17 protein-coding genes are annotated in these 20,571 nt (G+C 48.5%); all 17 read left to right on the plus strand.

The window, feature by feature from the left end; translation table 11 throughout:
* Positions 1-44 precede the first annotated feature (44 nt).
* The 17 genes from HP401_RS13185 to sigE all read left to right on the plus strand — a co-directional run bounded on the left by HP401_RS13185 (position 45) and on the right by sigE (position 20,502).
* Complete coding sequence (locus HP401_RS13185) at positions 45-2,519, plus strand: penicillin-binding protein (RefSeq protein WP_173605307.1); 2,475 nt, start codon at positions 45-47, stop codon at positions 2,517-2,519.
* Between the two features lie 64 nt (positions 2,520-2,583).
* The gene (locus HP401_RS13190) at positions 2,584-4,512 is read left to right on the plus strand and encodes a stage V sporulation protein D (RefSeq protein ID WP_015892101.1); all 1,929 of its coding nucleotides are present in this window, start codon (positions 2,584-2,586) and stop codon (positions 4,510-4,512) included.
* A 152-nt stretch (positions 4,513-4,664) separates the two neighbouring features.
* Positions 4,665-6,143, plus strand: a complete 1,479-nt coding sequence (locus HP401_RS13195) for a UDP-N-acetylmuramoyl-L-alanyl-D-glutamate--2,6-diaminopimelate ligase (RefSeq protein WP_173605308.1) — start codon at positions 4,665-4,667, stop codon at positions 6,141-6,143.
* A 42-nt stretch (positions 6,144-6,185) separates the two neighbouring features.
* On the plus strand, positions 6,186-7,157 hold the full coding sequence (mraY, locus tag HP401_RS13200; RefSeq protein ID WP_015892099.1) for a phospho-N-acetylmuramoyl-pentapeptide-transferase: 972 nt from the start codon (positions 6,186-6,188) through the stop codon (positions 7,155-7,157).
* Positions 7,154-8,518 (plus strand): UDP-N-acetylmuramoyl-L-alanine--D-glutamate ligase, encoded by a 1,365-nt coding sequence (gene murD / locus HP401_RS13205; RefSeq protein ID WP_173605309.1) that lies wholly within the window; start codon positions 7,154-7,156, stop codon positions 8,516-8,518. The genes mraY and murD overlap by 4 nt, the downstream gene beginning before the upstream one ends.
* A 66-nt stretch (positions 8,519-8,584) precedes the next feature.
* Entirely contained in the window at positions 8,585-9,679 is a 1,095-nt protein-coding gene (gene spoVE, locus HP401_RS13210) for a stage V sporulation protein E (RefSeq protein WP_173605310.1), read from the plus strand.
* 79 nt (positions 9,680-9,758) lie between these two features.
* Entirely contained in the window at positions 9,759-10,862 is a 1,104-nt protein-coding gene (murG, locus tag HP401_RS13215) for an undecaprenyldiphospho-muramoylpentapeptide beta-N-acetylglucosaminyltransferase (RefSeq protein WP_173605311.1), read from the plus strand.
* A gap of 102 nt (positions 10,863-10,964) precedes the next feature.
* On the plus strand, positions 10,965-11,870 hold the full coding sequence (murB, locus tag HP401_RS13220) for a UDP-N-acetylmuramate dehydrogenase (protein ID WP_173605312.1): 906 nt from the start codon (positions 10,965-10,967) through the stop codon (positions 11,868-11,870).
* A 15-nt stretch (positions 11,871-11,885) separates the two neighbouring features.
* Entirely contained in the window at positions 11,886-13,142 is a 1,257-nt protein-coding gene (murA, locus tag HP401_RS13225) for a UDP-N-acetylglucosamine 1-carboxyvinyltransferase (protein WP_173605313.1), read from the plus strand.
* A gap of 131 nt (positions 13,143-13,273) precedes the next feature.
* Complete coding sequence (locus HP401_RS13230) at positions 13,274-14,059, plus strand: cell division protein FtsQ/DivIB (RefSeq protein WP_173605314.1); 786 nt, start codon at positions 13,274-13,276, stop codon at positions 14,057-14,059.
* A gap of 21 nt (positions 14,060-14,080) precedes the next feature.
* Positions 14,081-14,791, plus strand: a complete 711-nt coding sequence (locus HP401_RS13235; RefSeq protein WP_015892092.1) for a DUF881 domain-containing protein — start codon at positions 14,081-14,083, stop codon at positions 14,789-14,791.
* 20 nt (positions 14,792-14,811) lie between these two features.
* Positions 14,812-15,558: a DUF881 domain-containing protein gene (locus HP401_RS13240; RefSeq protein WP_015892091.1), complete on the plus strand. Its 747-nt coding sequence runs from the start codon at positions 14,812-14,814 to the stop codon at positions 15,556-15,558.
* A 2-nt stretch (positions 15,559-15,560) separates the two neighbouring features.
* Positions 15,561-15,908 (plus strand): small basic family protein, encoded by a 348-nt coding sequence (locus HP401_RS13245; protein WP_015892090.1) that lies wholly within the window; start codon positions 15,561-15,563, stop codon positions 15,906-15,908.
* A 142-nt stretch (positions 15,909-16,050) separates the two neighbouring features.
* Positions 16,051-17,304 (plus strand): cell division protein FtsA, encoded by a 1,254-nt coding sequence (ftsA, locus tag HP401_RS13250; protein WP_015892089.1) that lies wholly within the window; start codon positions 16,051-16,053, stop codon positions 17,302-17,304.
* Positions 17,305-17,431: 127 nt separating this feature from the next.
* Entirely contained in the window at positions 17,432-18,580 is a 1,149-nt protein-coding gene (gene ftsZ / locus HP401_RS13255; RefSeq protein ID WP_015892088.1) for a cell division protein FtsZ, read from the plus strand.
* 234 nt (positions 18,581-18,814) lie between these two features.
* Entirely contained in the window at positions 18,815-19,777 is a 963-nt protein-coding gene (gene spoIIGA, locus HP401_RS13260) for a sigma-E processing peptidase SpoIIGA (RefSeq protein ID WP_173605315.1), read from the plus strand.
* A gap of 2 nt (positions 19,778-19,779) precedes the next feature.
* A complete protein-coding gene (gene sigE, locus HP401_RS13265; RefSeq protein ID WP_007717727.1) occupies positions 19,780-20,502 on the plus strand; it encodes an RNA polymerase sporulation sigma factor SigE in 723 nt (240 codons plus the stop codon).
* Positions 20,503-20,571: the final 69 nt, after the last annotated feature.

A 20,571-nucleotide genomic window follows, 5' to 3' on the forward strand; every position in this document is an offset into this window, starting at 1 on the left:
GCTTAGGGAGCGGGCGATCTTTGATGCGATGGAGATGAACGGAGATGGAATGGAAGCGAAAAGTAAATTGGCGAATTCTTATGGTAGCCTTATGTACGATTTTGATTTTTTCGACGTTGAGTTTTCGAATCTACTGGCTTCAGACTGTCAAAGCTACCGAAATCATGGGGACGGCTCAAGAGCAGTGGGACAGGGAGCAAGTCTTGAAGCCCAAGCGCGGGGCGATCTATGATCGAAACGGCGAGATTTTGGCGTATAACGGGAAGGCATACACGGTAAACGCAAAACTGAAGCCACGAAATGATAAAGACGAAGATTTTGTGAAAGATCCTTACTATACAGCGAATATGTTGGCTCCTATTTTGAATGCGCCTGTTCCTGAATTAGTGAAGAATTTGACTAAGCCGAACAAAGTCGTGGAATTGGGACGCTTCGGGCTAAAGATCAGTGAAGAGCAAAAGAACCGAATTCTAAATTTGCAATATCCGACACTGCCAAGTGGTGAGAAGCTCAAAAAGAATCAGCTCCCAGGAATCTATTTGACTGAAACGACTCGCCGGGTTTATCCGAATAACGCCTTCGCTTCCCATGTGATCGGTTATCTTGATTTGTATGATGAACCGAAAATGGGGATCGAGTTGCAATTTAACGATAAATTGGCTGGCCAAAAGGGACATATTGCCTACCAAAAGGATCGTGCTGGTTACCAACTGCCGGACGGAGAAGGTGAGTACACTCCGGCAATAGACGGAGTAGATGTATATCTCACCATTGATCGCCAGATACAGGATTATGTAGAACAAGCCCTTGATAAGGTGGAGCAGCAGTACAAGCCGCAGGGCATGACGGTCGTTGTAGCCGACCCGCAAACGGGCGAGGTATTGGCGATGGGCAACCGCTCGACGTTTAATCCGAATACGTACTACAACGGGGTTGAAAACTACAACAACCATGCGGTCACTACAATGTTCGAGCCGGGCTCTACGTTTAAGATTATTACGTTGGCGGCAGCGATTGAAGAAAAAATGTTTAATCAGAATGAAACCTATCAATCAGGTGCTTACACCATCAAGGGACAGATTCCGATTCGTGACCACAACAATGGTCTCGGGTGGGGAACCATCAGCTTTTTAGAAGGGGTTCAGCGATCGAGTAACGTATTGTTCGTTAAGTTGGGTTATGAACGGTTGAAGCTGGAGGGTCTAAAGAAATACTTCAAAAAATTCGGGATGGGTCAAAAAACCGGAATTGAGCTTCCTTACGAAAAAGAAGGAAATTTAATCAACCTGTATAAACCTCAGTCACCGCGTGACTGGGCTGCAACAACGTATGGTCAAGCAGCGACGGTTACGGCGATCCAGCAGGTTGCCGCTGTGGGGGCGATCGCGAATGGAGGAGAGCTTCTAAAACCTCATATTTTAAAAGAAATGCGTGATCCTCACACAGGGGCCGTTGTCGAACGCACGCAACGTGAGGTTGTGGATCGGGTCGTAAGCGAAGCGACTGCAAAACAGACACGCGACATTTTGGGCAAAGTTGTCTCAGAAAAACCTGGAACTGGTACACTATATCAGATCGAAGGGTATCAAGTCGCAGGAAAGACGGGAACTGCACAAAAATATAATCCTAACAATGGGAAAATTTTGGATGGTCGTTACGTGGTTTCCTTCATCGGTTTTGCGCCAAAAGACAATCCGAAGTTGTTAGTTTATGTTGTCATTGACGATCCGAAAACAGATGCATGGTATGCATTGTGGGGCCAAATGATGCTTGCGCCGATGTTTACGTCTATTATGGAGCGCAGCCTGCAATATTTGCAGCAGCAGCCTGATCTGTCGGTAGTTAAGAGTACTAAAAAACCGACGCCGAAAACAGAAGTACAGGCAGCGCTGGCATCCTCACCAGCTACACAGAAGACATTGCCTAAGTTTGAAGGGATGTCCACGACAGCCGCACAATTGCGGGCGAAGCAGGACAATTTGACGGTCACGGTAGCCGGAACAGGTACGAAAATCGTCAAACAGTATCCCGAAGCCTATAATCAGGTCGTTCCAGGTGAACAGATCATCCTTGTAACGGACAGGGTAAAAGGAACGAAGATGCCTGACTTCAAAGGAAAATCATTGCGGGACGTCATGGAATTTACCTCTTTGATCAATCTCGCAGTGAAATCGACTGGAACTGGCTTCGTCACCCAACAAAGTATTCCTCCAGGAACGGTACTCCAGGGTACAGAGCTGCTTCAGGTGACGCTGCAATCCGTGTCGGAACCACCTGTACCGGCAACACCTCCTTCTCGTCAGGAGGGCAGCACGGTGCCTGCTACAACAACGCCGAACAATACAGGAGCGAATCCTCCTACAAATCCAACAGGAGGAAATAATCCGGCTCCACCATCTTCCGGTCAGCAAACCGGGCAAGGTGGAGCAGTACAGCCGCCAGCTTCTGGACAGGCACCACCTCCTGACAAACCAGGAGACCAATCAACGCAAACACCGCAAACACCGACAACTCCATAGTTCTAACTAGTCCCCCCTGCGAATAAGGTTAAGAAGAGACAACCTATTTGAGGGGGGACTCGCTTTGCGGGTATCCAATGCTACTGTACGCCGTCGCATTTTTATCATCTTGATTGTAGGAGTCGTTTTGTATTCGGCACTTGTCACCCGTTTGGGTTATGTTCAATTGATAGAAGGACCGAAACTCTCGCAAATGTCAGATGAACTTCTCAAACGGGAGATTAAATTTCAACCCAATCGTGGTCGCATTTTAGACAGAAGCGGAAATGAGCTCGTGACGAATATGACTGTGCCTACACTGGTATCGGTAGGGGCGCAAATCAAGGACCCGAAAGAAACAGCGAGACAGCTCGCCGTCATTTTGGAGCAAAAAGAAGAAGATGTATTTCGTGCCATTACGAAAAAAGCAATGAGCAACAACCAGATTCCAGGTGGAAGAAAACTGTCTGTTGAAAAGGCGAGGAAAATACAAGAATTGAATTTGCCAGGGATATACTTGGCAGGGGATACGAAGCGTTTTTACCCGAACGGAACGATGGCAGCCCATATACTTGGTTTCACAGGCATTGACAATCAAGGGTTGACAGGTCTAGAAAAAATTTATGATCCCTTCTTGATGGGGACCGAGGGACATATCTCATTTCCGTCAGATGCCAAAGGGCGCGTACTGCCAGGTGGAACCGAAGACTACGTAGCACCCGTAAATGGGATGGACATGTATTTAACACTCGACAGTGCCATCCAATCGTTTATCGAACGCGAGCTGGATCAGGCAGTAGTCGCTTATCAGCCAGATGATGTTCTGGCGATCGCGATGAATCCAAAGACAGGGGAAATATTGGGGATGGGGAGTCGCCCGACTTTTCAACCAGATGCGTACAGGGACTATCCTTCTGAGGTGTACAATAGAAATCTCCCTATCTGGAAAACATACGAGCCTGGTTCCACATTCAAGATTGTGACACTGGCCGCTGCTTTAAACGAAGGCGTTATCAATCTGAACGAAGGCTTCTACGATCCGGGATTCATAAACGTGGCAGGGAAGCGATTGCGTTGCTGGAAGCGTCAGGGGCATGGACAGGAAACGATGCTGGAAGTGGTAGAGAATTCTTGTAACCCTGGCTTCGTGACGATGGGCCAGCGACTGCAAAAAGAACGACTTTTTGACTACATCAAAAAATTTGGCTTCGGACAAAAGACAGGGATCGATTTGATCGGCGAAGAAAACGGGCTGTTATTCAACTTGAAAAAAGTGGGACCGGTAGAGCTGGGGACGACTTCTTTCGGTCAAGGGGTTTCGGTAACGCCGATTCAACAAATGGCTGCGGTCTCAGCCGCTATCAATGGTGGCAAACTTATGAAGCCGTTTGTCGCCAAAGAATGGCGGGATAGTGTGACACACGATGTGGTAGCGAGGACTTTGCCGACAGAGGTTCGACAGGTGATTACCGAGGAGACCTCGGCCAAAGTTCGACATGCGCTGGAAAGTGTGGTCGCGCAAGGAACGGGAAATAAGGCATTTATTGAAGGGTATCGGGTAGGAGGTAAGACGGGAACCGCGCAAAAAGTAAAAAATGGCCGTTACGTCGATGGCGAATACATCGTGTCGTTTATCGGCTTTGCGCCGGCTGATGATCCACAGCTCGTCGTATATTTCGCTGTAGATAATCCGAAAGCACTGGCGTTTGGTGGATTGATTGCTGCCCCGAGTGTAAAAAGTATCATGGAATCCTCCCTACAGCATTTGAATGTACCCAAACGAAAAGATGGCATCCCCAAGGAAATTAACAAAGCACTGGGAGAACGGGCGCCAATCGAAGTACCAAACATGGTCGGACAATCCATGAGAGACGTAGTGACAACGTATGATACTCTGCCGCTAGTCGTTTCAGGTAAAGGTCAGTACGTTATCCAACAGTCCCCAGCACCTGGAGTAAAAATTGATGAGGGCGGAAAAATTCGCATATACCTTGGTGACAAATCGACCAATTAGCTATAAAATGAGATTTCGAAGGCGGAGGGGAGTAGGCTTGTCTACGTTCGCTCTGCCTTTGTTCATCAAGACTGCGCCTAAATGATCGGCGTAGCCAAGTACAAATGTTCAAATTTCTGTCTATACTAGTTGGAGAATGGGGTGCCTGTTTCATGTTTCTACGGGATCTGCTCATGCCTTTGTTGCCAGTAACGGTTTCGGGGGATGACAGCATGGAGATTACGGGTTTGACAGCAGACTCGCGCCAGGTAAAGCCCGGCTACTTGTTTGTCTGTCTAACTGGATATACCGTGGATGGACATACGTTCGCGGCCCAGGCGGTGAAGAATGGTGCCGTCGCCGTGTTATCCGAACAAGATCTGGACGTGCCAGCGACTATTGTCAAAGTACCGGATACCCGGCGGGCAATGGCTATGCTGGCTGATCGTATTTTCGGATCTCCCACGAAAGAAGTAAAAGTCATTGGCGTAACCGGGACAAATGGCAAGACGACCACAACGCATCTGATCGACAAAATTTTGCGCGATCAAAGCAAGCAAACAGGCTTAATCGGAACGATCCATATGAGAATTGGAGACGTTACGGAGGAAGTCAAAAATACGACTCCAGATGCCATAGATTTGCAAAGAAGCTTTCGTCGCATGTGCGATGTAAACACAGACTATGCGATTATTGAGGTTTCCTCTCATGCATTGGAGCTGGGAAGAGTCCGCGGTTGCGAAATCCATACAGCGGTTTTTACCAACCTGACGCAGGATCACCTCGACTACCATAAAACGATGGAAAACTATCGCTACGCCAAATCATTATTGTTTTCCCAGCTGGGCAACGGCTATGACACAGACCGTCTAAAAACAGCTGTACTGAATGCCGATGATGAGGCGTCCGAATTATATGCCACCGTTACACCGGCGCGAGTCATTACATACGGCATCGATCAACCAGCAGATGTAAGGGCAAAACAAATCGAAATCACAAGTAAAGGAACTTCTTTTACAGTCGAAAGCTTCGCTGGCAGTGCGCGTCTGAACTTGAGGCTGATGGGAAAGTTCAATGTGTATAACGCTTTGGCAGCCATCGCGGTTACACTCGCAGAAGGTATTCCACTCGAAGAGATCAAGGCGAGCCTGGAAGAGGTAGCGGGCGTAAATGGGCGATTTGAAGCAGTAGATGCTGGTCAGCCGTTTGCGGTGCTCGTCGACTACTCCCACACACCAGACAGCTTGGAAAATGCATTAATGACTGTCAAGGAATTTGCCCGTGGCAACGTATTTTGCATTGTGGGCTGCGGAGGCGATAGGGATCGAACCAAACGCCCAATCATGGCGCAAATTGCAACGAAATATGCTGATCTGACCGTCTTAACGTCAGATAATCCACGCTCGGAGGAGCCGCAGGCGATTCTAGATGACATGCTGGCTGGTTTGTCAGAAGTGGCACCTGATCGTTATACGGCACTGACAGACCGACGCGAAGCCATTGCCCATGCAGTTTCGCTTGCAAAGCCGGACGATGTGATCTTGATCGCCGGAAAAGGACACGAAACGTATCAAATTATTAAAGACCAGGTATTGGCCTTCGATGACCGTGAAGTTGCGCGCGAAGCGATTGCCCGGTACAACCTAGACTAGAACAGATGCCACACACTGCATCGAAAGAAAGGAGGCTCGGGCATGTTCGTTGACAACGTCCTAATCGTCACGATCGTCGCTGCGTTTCTCATCGCCGTACTCATTGGCCCATTGTTTATTCCCTTCCTTCGCCGCCTGAAATTTGGGCAGGCAATTCGTGAGGAAGGACCGCAATCCCATTTTAAGAAGGCTGGAACTCCCACCATGGGAGGCACCATCATTCTTTTGGCACTCATATTTACCGTGTTGAAGTTTGCCAATGCGAAAATGGAAATTTACTTCCTGTTATTGGTGACCCTCGGATACGGTTTAATCGGGTTTTTGGATGACTTCATCAAAATCAAGAAAAAACGCAACCTCGGGTTGACTGCCAAACAGAAGTTTGCTGGTCAAATTGTCTTGGCAATCGGCGCTTATATTTTGCTGCTTATGATGGGGCATGACACGTCCATCCATCTGCCAGGTACACCGTGGAAGCTCGAGCTCGGCTATTTTTACTTCCCATTCCTGTTGTTCCTCTTGGTAGGTACAACGAATGCCGTTAACATCACAGATGGATTGGATGGACTATTGGCAGGGACGGGAGCGATTGCTTTTGGTGCTTATGCGATCATCGCATGGTTTGGTCAAGATTATGACACTGCCATTTTTAGTGCGGCTGTTGTAGGTGCGGTACTTGGCTTCCTCGTCTTCAATGCGCATCCGGCACGCGTGTTCATGGGTGATACGGGTTCACTCGGACTTGGTGGAGCGCTCGCGGGAATTGCAATCATGACCAAGACGGAATTACTTTTGGCTATTATCGGCGGGGTATTTGTTGTCGAGACGCTCTCTGTTATTATGCAGGTAGTCTCCTTTAAGACACGTGGAAAGCGGATTTTCCGTATGAGTCCCCTGCATCATCATTTTGAATTAACAGGCTGGTCAGAGTGGCGCGTGGTTGTCACGTTTTGGCTCGTCGGTATGTTCTTTGCTGGATTGGGTGTATACCTTGAGGTGGTGACAATCAGATGATGCGTTTTCATAATAAGCATGTCGTCGTTATTGGTATGGCAAAGAGCGGTGTCGCAGTGGCAAAACTGCTACACCGCTTTGGTGCTCATGTCGTCGTAAATGATAAAAAGCCACGTGAAGAAGCGGTCGGGGTAGAAGAGCTGGAATCGTTGGGGATTCCGGTCATTTGTGGTTATCATCCCGATGATCTCATTCATGAAGGCGTATCCCTTGTGGTCAAAAATCCGGGGATTCCGTATGAAGCAGCACCCGTCAAGCAGGCGCAGGCACGCGGCATTCCTGTTGTGACGGAGGTGGAGCTGGCCTCCCAGATTGCCAAGGCACCGATTATCGGCATTACAGGCTCCAATGGCAAGACCACGACTACGACGCTCGTTGGACTGATTTTCAAAGAAGCGGGTCTGGATGCGAAGGTAGGAGGAAACATTGGGACCGTATTGTGCGGCCTAGCGGAGGAAGCTGGTCCCGACGAATGGCTCGTTGCTGAATTGAGTAGCTTCCAACTGATGGGGACGCGGGAGTTCCGGCCACATATCGGTGTTTTGCTCAATCTGTATCCTGCTCATTTGGATTACCACCACACCATGGAAGAGTATTTGGCAGCCAAACTGAAAATGTTTGCTAACCAAACGGCAGATGACGCAGCTATTTTGCCATATGACCAACCAGAGATCGTAGAAAAATGCAAAGACCTCCCTGCATCCATCTACTACTTTAGCAAGAGTCAAGAGGTGCCAAAGGGAGCTTTTGTCAAGGATGGTTTGATCCTGTTTGCAGATGGGAATGGGAATACAGAGCCAATCGTTGCGATCGCGGATATTACCGTTCCTCATTTGGACAACGCACTGGCAGCGATTCTGGTTGCGAAGCTCGCAGGCGCGGACAAGCAATCGATTATACAAGTTCTTACGACCTTCCCAGGGGTAGAGCATCGGATGGAGTTCGTGGACTCGATTCGCGGTGTCAAATACTTCAATGATTCAAAAGCGACCAACCCGGAAGCGGCATCCCGCGCCTTGCAAGCGTGCAAGGAGCCGGTCGTATGGATTTGCGGTGGGCTGGATCGTGGTGTTGATTTTCGGGAACTGCTGCCAGTGATCCAAGGTCGGGTAAAAGCAGTCATCGCTCTCGGGCAAACGGCTCCGATTTTACTGGAACGTGCGCAGGAAGCAGGGATTAATGAGCGGATCCATGTCGATACTGTGGAAAAAGCCGTTCTTGCTGCTTCCCAGTTGGCCGAATCAGGTGATGTGGTCTTACTGAGCCCTGCTTGTGCGAGTTGGGACATGTTTCCTTCGTTTGAGACAAGGGGGAGCATGTTTAAGGACGGCGTGCATAGACTTAAAACAAGCCTAGCATAACGTCCCACTGGTATCATCACGAATATGACAAAAGCGGGACGGCATGAGAAAGGATGACCTGGCACAATGAGCAAGGTACGCTCTGCCCCCGACTTCGTAATTATTTTTGCAACACTTTTTTTATTGGGAATTGGCATCGTGATGGTGTATAGCGCCAGCGCGATCGTGGCGCAAAAGCCGCCGTTTTCCGATCCGTATTTTTTCGCCAAGCGGCAACTGATCTTCGCTCTGTTAGGGATTACATCCATGTACATTACGATGAATATCGATTACTGGGTGTGGAAGCAATGGGCCAAGCCAGGGTATTTGGTAAGCATCGGTCTGTTGATTTTGGTTTTGATCATCGGGATCGAAGTAAATGGCTCGAAAAGCTGGCTTGGTTTCGGCGCTTTTGGAATTCAACCAGGGGAATTTGCGAAACTGGGCGTCGTTGCATTCCTGGCGAAGTGGCTCTCAGATAATCAGAAGAAAATTGTCTTATTCCGAAAAGGTCTTATGCCTGCCTTGGGAATTCCCGTTCTGTGTTTTGGGTTGATCATGCTGCAACCGGATTTGGGAACCGGGACGGTTTTGATGGGAACCGCCGTCGTTATGATTTTTGCGTCAGGTGCGCGGATTAGTCATTTTGTCGGTTTGGGAATGATCGGAGTTGTTGGCTTCATCGGCTTGGTTTTGTCAGCACCTTATCGAATCAAAAGGATTACGTCCTTCCTCGATCCGTGGTCTGATCCGCTCAATACGGGCTATCAAATCATCCAATCTCTTTACGCAATAGGTCCCGGCGGTTTGTTGGGTCTTGGCCTTGGACAAAGCAGACAGAAGCATCTGTACTTGCCTGAGCCTTACAATGATTTTATTTTCTCGATTGTCGCGGAGGAGCTGGGCTTTATCGGAGGCACGCTCATTCTCCTGCTATTCCTCCTCTTGTTGTGGAGGGGAATGCGAACGGCAATTACGGCTCCAGATTTGTTCGGAAGCCTGCTTGCGCTAGGGATCATTGGCATGATTGCCATCCAGGTTGTCATCAATATTGGTGTTGTGACAGGGATGTTTCCGGTGACTGGAATCACGTTGCCGTTCCTAAGCTACGGTGGTTCATCATTGACACTGATGCTCACTGGTGTAGGTGTCTTGTTGAACATCTCTCGTTTTTCTCGATAACAGAAACCTCAACAGGAGTACGCAATAAGAATGTAAAGCAGCCTATTGCTACTCCTTCTCAAAAAAGGGTGTGAACGTAATGCGTGTCGTCTTAACAGGCGGTGGCACAGGTGGACATATTTATCCGGCGCTTGCGGTGGCGAGGGAAGTTTCTCGTCAATATCCGCAGGCTGCCTTTTTGTATATTGGCAGTAAAAAAGGCTTGGAAGCAGGTTTGGTTCCGCGATCCAATATTCCTTTCCAATCCGTAGAAATTAGCGGATTGAAACGCAAGCTGTCGCTGGACAACTTGAAGACCTTGTGGAAATTCGTCCGGGCTGTTGGGGATGCCAAGAAAATGCTGCGCGAGTTCAAACCGGATGTCGTAATTGGTACGGGTGGCTACGTATGTGGTCCAGTCGTATATGCAGCTTCGCGCTTGGGGATTCCAACGTTGATCCATGAGCAAAACGTAGTGCCAGGCTTGACCAACAAGTTCCTTTCTCGCTCAGTTACTCGGGTGGCTGTTTCGTTCAAAGAATCGCTCGCCCATTTTCCCCCGTCTAAAACGGTACTGACCGGAAATCCACGTGCAACGGAAGTTATGCACGGTAATGCAGAGGCGGGGCGTAGCTTTTTGGGTGTGGACAATAGCAAAAAAATCGTGCTGATCTTTGGTGGCAGCAGGGGAGCGCGTGCAATCAATGAGGCGGTGCTTTCAGTTGTTACGCAGTTGGGTAAATACACCGATACTCATTTTGTATATGTGACGGGCGACGTTCATTTTGAGTCGATTTCGGCACAGCTTCGTGAACGAGGAACGCTTCCAAGTAACATTTCTGTGCTTCCGTTCGTCCATAATATGCCGGATGTTTTAGCAGCGACGCATGTATTGGTTGGTCGCGCAGGAGCATCTACCTTGGCAGAAATAACGGCACTAGGTGTGCCTTCGATCTTGATTCCGTCCCCGTATGTCACGAACAACCATCAAGAGAAAAATGCAAGGGGATTGGAGCGCGCAGGGGCCGCTCATGTTATCGTAGAGCGGGAGCTTACCGGAGAGAGCTTGCTACTTTCCTTGGAAAATATCCTTACCAATCCAGCGAAATGGGAAGAGATGAAAAATAGTTCACTTTCCTTGGGGATGCCGCAAGCAGCGACGGAGATCGTTCGTCAATTAGAGGCGATGACACGAAAAAAATGATCAGATAGGCGATTGTCACGCCGATCTGGGCGAAAGCATAGTATGGAGCAAACACGTGAGAAGACTAGGTCCGACCTAGCAAACGTATCAGGAGGTTCACAAATGAAAAAAATCGCAGATGAGCTCATGCAAGCAGGAATCGAAAAAGTGTGGACCGATGAACCCCTTGCTAATCATACAACGTGGCGGATCGGGGGTCCTGCTGATTTGTTAATCCAACCCAAGGATAAAGCATCCTTGCAAAAGGCCTTGCAGATCATCCATCGTCATGAAATTCCTTGGAGTGTAATCGGGCGCGGTTCAAACCTTCTGGTGAGGGACAGAGGGATACGTGGAGCCGTGCTTAAAGTGGCCGAGGGCTTGAGCCACTGTGAGTTCAGGGGCGAAGAGGTGTGTGTGGGTGCCGGATATTCCATGATCCGCCTGGCGGTGGAGACAGGCAAGATGGGATTAACAGGTATGGAGTTTGCAGGAGGGATTCCTGGTACGGTAGGCGGCGCCGTCTATATGAATGCGGGGGCACACGGATCTGATCTTTCACGTATTCTTATTGAGGCCGAGATCCTTTTCGAAAACGGCGAAAGTAAAGTGTTGAGTAACGAGGAACTGAGCTTTAGCTACCGGACTTCTCTTTTGCAAAAGCAAAAAGGGATCGTGCTAGAGGCCCGTTTTCAATTGAGGACGGGCGACCGCAAGGAGATTGCGGCCACACTCGCTGTCAATAAGGAACGACGGCGCAATACGCAGCCATTGCAGATGCCGTGTGCTGGCAGTGTGTTCCGAAATCCGCCTAATGATCACGCAGGTCGCCTGATTGAAGCAGCTGGGCTGAAGGGCTATCAGATCGGAGGAGCTCAGGTTTCAGAAAAACACTCCAACTTCATCGTGAATTGCGGAGGAGCAACGGCTGCCGACGTCCTCACCTTGATTAATCACGTTCGGAGCACGATTCTCGAGAAAAATGGGATTGACCTGCATCCGGAAGTTCTGGTGGTGGGCGAGGGGTAACACGGAGGTGAAAGTTTGGAGACTTTTGCGATCGAAGGCGGAAGACCTCTGTCCGGTTCGCTTCGGATCCAAGGTGCTAAGAACGCTGCTCTTCCCATTCTTGCCGCTGCTGTGCTCGCGGAAGGGCAATTCTATATCTATGACGTCCCCCATCTAAAAGACATTAAGGTCATGCTCGAAATCTTGACGTTGCTTGGGGCGAATACGAAGCATGAGGACGGATGTGTCGATCTGGATACAACGTCTGTCTGTGTCCCGCAGGTGCCGGATGATTTAATGAGCCAAATGCGATCTTCGATTTTTTTGGCGGGACCACTCCTGGCACGTCTGGGTGAGGTCACGATTTCCAGGCCAGGTGGATGTGACATTGGAGAGCGCAGGATTGACTTGCATTTGGCTGGATTGACAGCGCTAGGAGCCAAAATTGAAGAATCGGAAGGTTACATTACATTTCGGGCCAAACAATTGCGTGGGTCCAATATCTTTCTTTCCTTCCCCAGTGTGGGCGCGACGGAAAATATCATGATGGCGGCTGTGCTGGCAAAAGGCACGACCCGAATTTGTAATGCAGCACGTGAGCCGGAAATCATCGACCTCCAGAATTTCCTGAATGCAATGGGAGCAAGGATCAGAGGGGCGGGCACCGATACGATTGAGATCAGTGGTGTACCTCGTTTGCGTTCCGTCAGTTACCGGATCATACCGGACAGGATTGTGACAGGAACTTATCTGCTGGCTGTCGGTATTTCACAGGGACATATCGAATTGACCAATACACTGCCTGAGCAATTGATGGCATTGATTGAGGTCGCCCGTAGCTGCGGTGTTGAAATCAAGACCCGCCATGATATAATGGAAATCAAAAGCTCCTCCCGTCCACGTGCCTACGACCGGATCATCACCTCGCCATATCCCGGGTTTCCGACCGATTTGCAGGCGCAGTTGATGGTGTTTCTGTCACAGGCTAGGGGAACGAGTGTCATTAAAGAGACCATTTTTGAAGGAAGATTCAAACATGTGAATGAATTGGCGCGAATGGGCGCCTCTATATACGTTGATCTTGGCTCCGCAATTATTCGGGGTGTCAATAAATTGACCGCTACGAATGTCGAAGCTACTGATCTTCGAGCAGGTGCTGCCTTAGTCCTCGCGGGGCTTGCTGCAGAAGGTATTACCACGGTGAACCAGATCCATCATATTGATCGTGGATACGATCGGCTGGAAGAGCAGTTGCGTCAATTAGGAGCCGATATATCACGAGTATCGATGTAACCGAGGGAGAGTGGGCGGCATAATGTTATGCCGCTTTCCCTGTTTTGTTAAATGACATTTATTCGAAGGACATCCAGTAATTTACTTTGCTCTGGGCAATGAGCCTAAAAAACAAGAGGAAGGGTACGGCCATGGCGGTATATGAGGAACGCATTCCGCAAGTCAAGCAACAACGCCCCAGAAGAAGGGGCAACCGCAAACTGGTCTTTCTGCTGGTATTGTTTTTTCTTACCATTCTCATCATCGTTTTTATCCGTTCCCCTTACAGTAAGGTGCAAGAGATTCGAGTGACTGGTAATGATATTTATACGACAGAGCAAGTCATTACAGAATCTGGCCTAATGAAGGACATGCAGTTTCTAAACGTATGGGAGAACAGTGTGCGAAATAACTTGAAACCATTAGAGGCCATTAAAGATGTGACGGTGAGCCGCTCTTTCCCCGGGTTGATCACGCTACATATAACCGAACAAAAGCGCGTCGCTTTTTGGAGTGGGCAGGACGGAAGCCGCTATGCCTTACTGGACAATGGCTATGTGCTCAAACAGGTTAATTTCGCCAAGCGCGTAGTGGACAGGCCATTGATTAGCTCGTGGGCCTCACCGGAGCTCCTTCCCCATCTCGCCAAGTCGCTATCGAAATTATCGCCAAATGTACTCGCGGAGATTTCAGATATTACATTGACGCCGACGGTTTACGACAAGCAACGCATAACGCTGTACATGCGCGACGGGAATGAAGTAAGAAGCGTCATCTACAAGCTGGACAAGATGATGAACTGGTACCCGGCGATCATGAAACAATTGCCGCCAGATACAAAAGGGGTGCTCTCTTTGTTTGAGCAACCGTGGTTTATTCCGTACGGGGCTCAAGGGGCTATTCCTATACAGGAAGGGCAAGAGCAGCCACAGCAGTAAATGAAAAAGGGGAAAGTAGACATGAGTCGTCGTCGCAAATTTCATTTGTATTTAACCATCGTGACGTTATCTACCGGCTTTCTAGTGGCCACTTCCTTCGAAACGAACAAGCTTACCCGCAAAGAACGGATGAATGATCAGCTGTTCCAACAGGAAACGCAATTGAATGACCGGATTTTGGCTGAAAAGGAGCAAAATCGGCATCTGGAAAATCAACTGCTCGATCTGCAACGTCAGGTGGGAAAAGTGGAAGAGGCGATGGCGGAGCGCAAATCGGAGGCTGCTGATACACTCAGCCAACTGGATGCAGCGCGGATGCTAGCAGGGGTAGTCGCTGTGGAAGGGCCAGGTATTGTCATAACGATGCAGGATAGCCAGAATGCAGCGAACAGCACAGACATCGCAAACTACATCGTGCATGAGCAGGACGTGCGCCTGGTCGTAAATGAACTGCGTGCAGCAGGAGCAGAGGCCATCAGCATTAACGGGCAGCGTGTGGTAAGCAATTCCGAAATTCGTTGCATTGGACCAACGATTATCGTAAACGGCATCAAATCGGCCGCTCCATTCGTGGTAACAGCGATAGGGAATCCCGACACACTAGACAGTGCTTTGAATTTGCCGGGAGGTGTTTTACACTCCTTACAAGATTTTGTACAAATAAGCATAGCCAAAAAAGAGCGGGTCGAACTACCTGCCTTTGTTGGTGACGCGAAAACGAAACACTCCTAAATAAAAGGATGCGTTTACCTATGTTACAAAAAAGCCGTAAAATCACATTTATTCTTGCCATCATTAGTGCTATCATAGGTGTGATGTTGACTGTGCAATTACGAAGCAGTCTTCATCCTGTTCATAAAGAGTCTCGCAGCATCGCGGAACTTCGGACCACGTTGCAAAAAGAACTGGAGAAACACAAAAACCTGCTCGCAGACATTTCAAAGTATAATCAGCTGTACTACCAATACGAAACCTCACTCAGTGAAGATGAAAGTATCTCCGTTATGAAAGAGGAGTTGGCACGGACTCGCCGAATGGCTGGAATGGTAGGGATGGAGGGAGAAGGCATCGTTATTGATGTTGTCGATGCTCATACACCTGCAGAGCCAGTTGGGGATGGACATATGCCTGTGCCTGTTGTAGGAGACTATACGATTGACGATGAAGATTTGCGCTGGTTGGTAAATATCCTGTTTGCAAACGGAGCACAAGCTGTTTCCATTAATGGTCATCGACTGATTGCTACCACTGCGATCCGCAATGTGGGAGACGTCATCCAAATCGATACCAGGACGATTAGGGCTCCGTATGAGATAAAAGCATTGGGGGAGCCTGAAGTATTGTTGTCCGCATTGAAGCTGGAGGGCGTAGAGGAAAACTTCCAGCTGGCGAATAAAAAGGTGCTGGCAGAAAAACGGGACAAGCTGATGATTTCAGCGAATAATGAAACACGTGTCATTCAATTTATGAAACCTGTAAAACAAAAAGGAGATTCGTAACCATGTGGCTCCCGCTTATCGGACTGATTGTCGGTCTTGTTGTCGGCTTCCTGCTGGATTGGCGTGTGCCCCAGGAGTATAGCAGCTATCTATCAATAGCCCTCTTGGCTGGATTGGATACGATCTTTGGGGGGATTCGTTCGTTTTTAGAGCGTACTTTTAACGTTCGTATTTTCATGTCTGGATTCTTTTTTAACACACTTTTTGCAGCAGGCTTGGCCTTCATTGGAGGGTACTTGGGGATTGATCTGTATTTGGCTGCGATCGTGGCTTTCGGGGTCCGTTTGTTCAACAATCTCGCTGTCATTAGGAGAATTGTTCTATCCAAATGGATCAATCAGCAAGAATAACGCGAAGAAAAATGGGAAGATGGTCATTTTTTTGCAAAAAATCAATAAGAAAAAAAGGGAATGGTTGTCCTGTGTGGAATAATTTATGCAGGTGTTCTCACTTTAGCAAGAAAAAAGACGTAGCAGGGGAGGTGTCACAGGTTTGGTAAGCAATGAACTCATAGTCAGCCTAGACATTGGAACATCCAAAGTACGCGTCATGATCGGCGAGATCAACAATGGTTCCATCAACATCATCGGCGTCGGACAATCACACTCAGAAGGAATCAAGAAGGGCGTGATTGTAGACATCGACCAAACCGTGCATGCCATCCGGGAAGCGGTTGATCATGCGGAACGCATGGTTGGCGTTTCAATCGAAGAAGTGTATGTGGGGATCACTGGAAACCATATCGATCTGCATGAAACCCAAGGGGTTGTCGCTGTATCCAGCGAAGACCGTGAGATACGAGAAGAAGATATTCAACGCGTAATTCAGGCAGCGAAGGTCGTGGCTATTCCTCCAGACCGTGAAATCATCGAGGTAGTCCCAAAGGAGTACATCGTTGATGGACAAGGGAGCATTAAGGACCCTCGTGGGATGATTGGTGTCCGACTGGAAATGGAAGGGACCATTGTGACCGGGTTGAAAACGGTCGTACATAACATCGTTCGCTGTGCTCAACGAACCAATCTGCGTGTAGCTGGAATATTCTTGCAACCGCTTGCGGCTAGCACTGTTGCTCTATCCAAAGATGACAAAAATATGGGTGTCGTTCTTGTCGACATCGGTGCGGGTTCTACCACGATCGGTGTATTCGAGCAAGGGAAACTGGCAGCGACCACCGTGATCGGCATCGGTGGCGACCACATTACGAGCGATATTTCACTCGGACTGCGAACGCATACAGATGTGGCAGATCGTGTGAAAACCAAAAACGGCTGTGCCCTTATTGACGAAGCATCCGAAGATGTGAAGTTCAAGGTGAACCGGATTGGCAGTGAAGTTGAAAAGCAATTTACGCAAGTGGATTTGGCCAATATTATCGAGCCGCGCGCTGCGGAAATATTCCAATTAGTCGAGGATGCTGTATACAAATTGGGCTATCGCGACGAAATTGCAGGTGGCTATGTTCTCACTGGTGGTACCGTAGCTATGCCGGGCATGTTGGAATTGGCAAAAGAAGAATTGGACGCACCTGTTCGAATTGCGATTCCTGATTACATCGGAGTGCGAGATCCTGCCTACACCACCGGGGTAGGTTTGATTCAATATGCCTTGCAGTTGATGGAGCGCCGCAGCATTCGCGTCACCCCCTCATTCAAGGGCACTCAGAAGCAAACCGTCTCGTCTAAGCCAAAAGAAGGCGGCGGTTTGATGGAAAAAGTAAAAAACTGGTTTAGCGAATTTATTTAATGGAGTTCGCTTTATCGAGCTTAACTACAAGGACGAAGACGGGTATCGGTTCGTTCCATTGTGTTTAGTTGACAGGCTTCTGTAGCCACGAAGTTTTCTTATGTTGAAGTTGGGGAGGACTAGCAATATGCTGGAATTTGATATGGACTTGGAATCCTTTGCACGAATTAAAGTTATTGGTTGCGGGGGCGGAGGTAGCAACGCAGTAAACCGCATGATCGCCGGTGGAGTAAAGGGTGTAGAATTCATCACCTTGAACACTGACGCGCAAGCACTTCAGCTCTCTAGTGCAGATATCAAGCTGCAAATCGGGGAAAAATTGACACGTGGACTGGGAGCAGGTGCGAATCCTGAGATCGGTAAAAAAGCGGCGGAAGAAAGCCGTGATTTGATTGAGAACGCTTTGCGTGGAGCTGACATGGTATTCGTAACTGCCGGTATGGGTGGAGGTACGGGTACAGGTGCAGCACCTGTTGTTGCAGAGATCGCCAAAGAAATGGGTGCTCTTACAGTTGGTGTAGTAACTCGTCCGTTCTCTTTCGAGGGTCGCAGACGTTCCCAGCACGGTGAGATTGGTATCGCTGCTCTGAAAGAAAAAGTAGACACACTGATCGTGATTCCTAACGACCGTCTTTTGGAAATCGTTGATAAAAATACACCAATGCTCGAAGCATTCCGCGAAGTTGACAACGTACTGCGACAAGGGGTTCAAGGTATTTCCGACCTGATTGCGGTACCTGGACTGATCAACTTGGACTTCGCTGACGTGAAGACGATCATGACTGAGCGCGGTTCTGCTCTCATGGGTATCGGTGTAAGCAGTGGCGAAAATCGTGCGGCTGAAGCTGCACGTCGGGCTATTTCCAGCCCACTTCTCGAGACTGCGATTGATGGTGCACGCGGTGTTCTCATGAACATCACTGGCGGTACCAATCTGAGCTTGTACGAAGTAAACGAAGCAGCCGACATCGTATCTTCTGCATCTGACCCAGATGTTAACATGATTTTCGGTGCGGTGATTAACGAGGATCTGAAAAATGAATTGGTAGTGACCGTAATTGCTACAGGCTTCGAGCATAGTCAACGCGCGGCGGAAGCTCCGCGCCGTCAACAACAGCCGATCAACACGCCTGGCAATCGTCCAACACCAGTTTCCAATACGAATAACAGCCGTGCGAAGGAAGAAGAGGAAGACAAGTCCTTCTTCTCCATGGGTAACCTGGATAATCTGGATATTCCAGCATTCCTGCGCAATCGCCGCCGCAACAAAAACTAAAGTGAAAAGCGACCGCCAAAAGCCTTGTTCCCGTCAGTGGGGACAAGGCTTTTTTTGTTGATTGGATGAAAAATGTTAGACAAAAAAACCAAAAAAACACCGTCAAGAATTGACAGACTTTACATACACATTGATATATACTGCTTTTACTGATAGAAGTCGTCCTACTATTTACCATTTTTGCTAGGACACATGCTTGCTGCCAAGTCGGTCAAAAGATGAGGGGGAAAGCAAGTGGTTGTGTATCTTGATATCATTCTACTCCTGAATGTGGCTATTGATACCTTGTTACTCTGGTTTACTGCTTATTTTCGCAAAGAACGCATGGTGTGGTGGAGAATGATAATTGCCTCTCTGTTTGGCTCCGCGTATCTGGTCTTTTTCTTTTTCCCTGTGTTTTCTTCCATGTATCAATGGTGGGTCAAACTGCTCTTTTCTGTCATCATGCTGTGGATTGCTTTTGGGAACAGGAGGTTGTTGTCCTTTGCGCAAAACTTGATCATTTTTTACTTCGTCGCATTTGTGTTCGGAGGAGGAGTGTTTGGGCTACAGTATTTTTTGGCACCGCAGAGTGAAATTGTCAATGGACTGGTTGTCACGCATAATGATGGGTTTGGCGTCGGATTCAAGCCTACTTTGGGGATTGTCCTGATCGGTTTTATCCTGATCTTTTTCCTCGGGAAAAGGAGCTACCGTGCAATCCAGGAGCCACGAAGAATCGAAACCTTTCTTGTCGATGTCGTCGTCACGCTAGCAGGGGAAAAAGTCATTTGCCGTGGACTTGTGGACACAGGAAACCAGCTCCACGAGCCGATTACACGCATACCCGTTATGATTATAGAAAATCGCATGTTCGCACATTTGCTTCCGCCGTCGCTTCTCCGACAAGCCGATGAAAACGGTGGAGTGTGGGAGAAGCTGGACGGATCTTGGGACCATTTGCCGCTGGAATGGCAGTCTCGGATACGCTTGATCCCGTATCGAAGTGTGTCAAGAGGAATGGATTTTTTACTCGCAATCAAGCCAGACCGTGTCATGGTCGTGCAAGACGGGATTCGTTTTGAAACAGAACGAGTGCTAATCGGGCTTAATCCGATCCCATTGGCTGCTGACGGCAAGTATCAGGCCATCGTGCACCCAGCCATGATGGAAACTTATACAGAGGAATCAACCTTTATTCTCAAACAGGAGGGCTAATCATGTATGTAAAACTTCGCCTACAACTCCAATTGACCTGGTACCGAATCTTGCTCTGGCTTGGTGTACGCGCCGAAGAAGTCTATTATATTGGCGGGAGTGAAGCATTGCCTCCACCGTTGACCAGAGAAGAAGAGGAGCTGCTGCTTGGACGACTGCCGTCTGGTGATCCGGCTGTCCGTGGTATGTTGATTGAACGCAATCTTCGTCTGGTCGTTTACATCGCCCGCAAGTTTGAGAATACGGGGATTAACATTGAGGACTTGGTTAGTATCGGCACTATCGGCTTGATCAAGGCAGTGAATACCTTTGATCCAGATAAGAACATCAAGCTGGCAACGTATGCTTCTCGTTGTATCGAAAACGAAATCCTCATGTATCTTCGCCGAAATAATAAAATTCGTTCAGAGGTATCTTTTGATGAACCCCTTAACATTGACTGGGATGGCAATGAGCTGTTGCTCTCAGATGTTCTAGGTACGGAGAATGACACGATTTATAAAAATATCGAGGACCAAGTGGATCGAAAGCTTCTGAAAAAAGCACTGGATAAATTGTCTGACCGCGAGAGAATTATCATGGAGCTGCGCTTCGGCTTGGCGGGAGAAGAGGAAAAGACACAAAAGGATGTAGCGGATTTGTTGGGAATCTCACAGTCGTATATTTCGCGTTTGGAAAAGCGAATTATAAAACGGTTGCGAAAAGAATTCAACAAGATGGTCTAACGCATATTTTCCCAGCTTGGGGGGATACTGTTCCTAAACCGAAACAGATGGTGGTTTTTGCCACCTTCT

This window comes from Brevibacillus sp. HB2.2 (assembly GCF_013284275.1).
In the GTDB taxonomy this organism is placed as follows: Bacteria; Bacillota; Bacilli; order Brevibacillales; family Brevibacillaceae; genus Brevibacillus; species Brevibacillus brevis_D.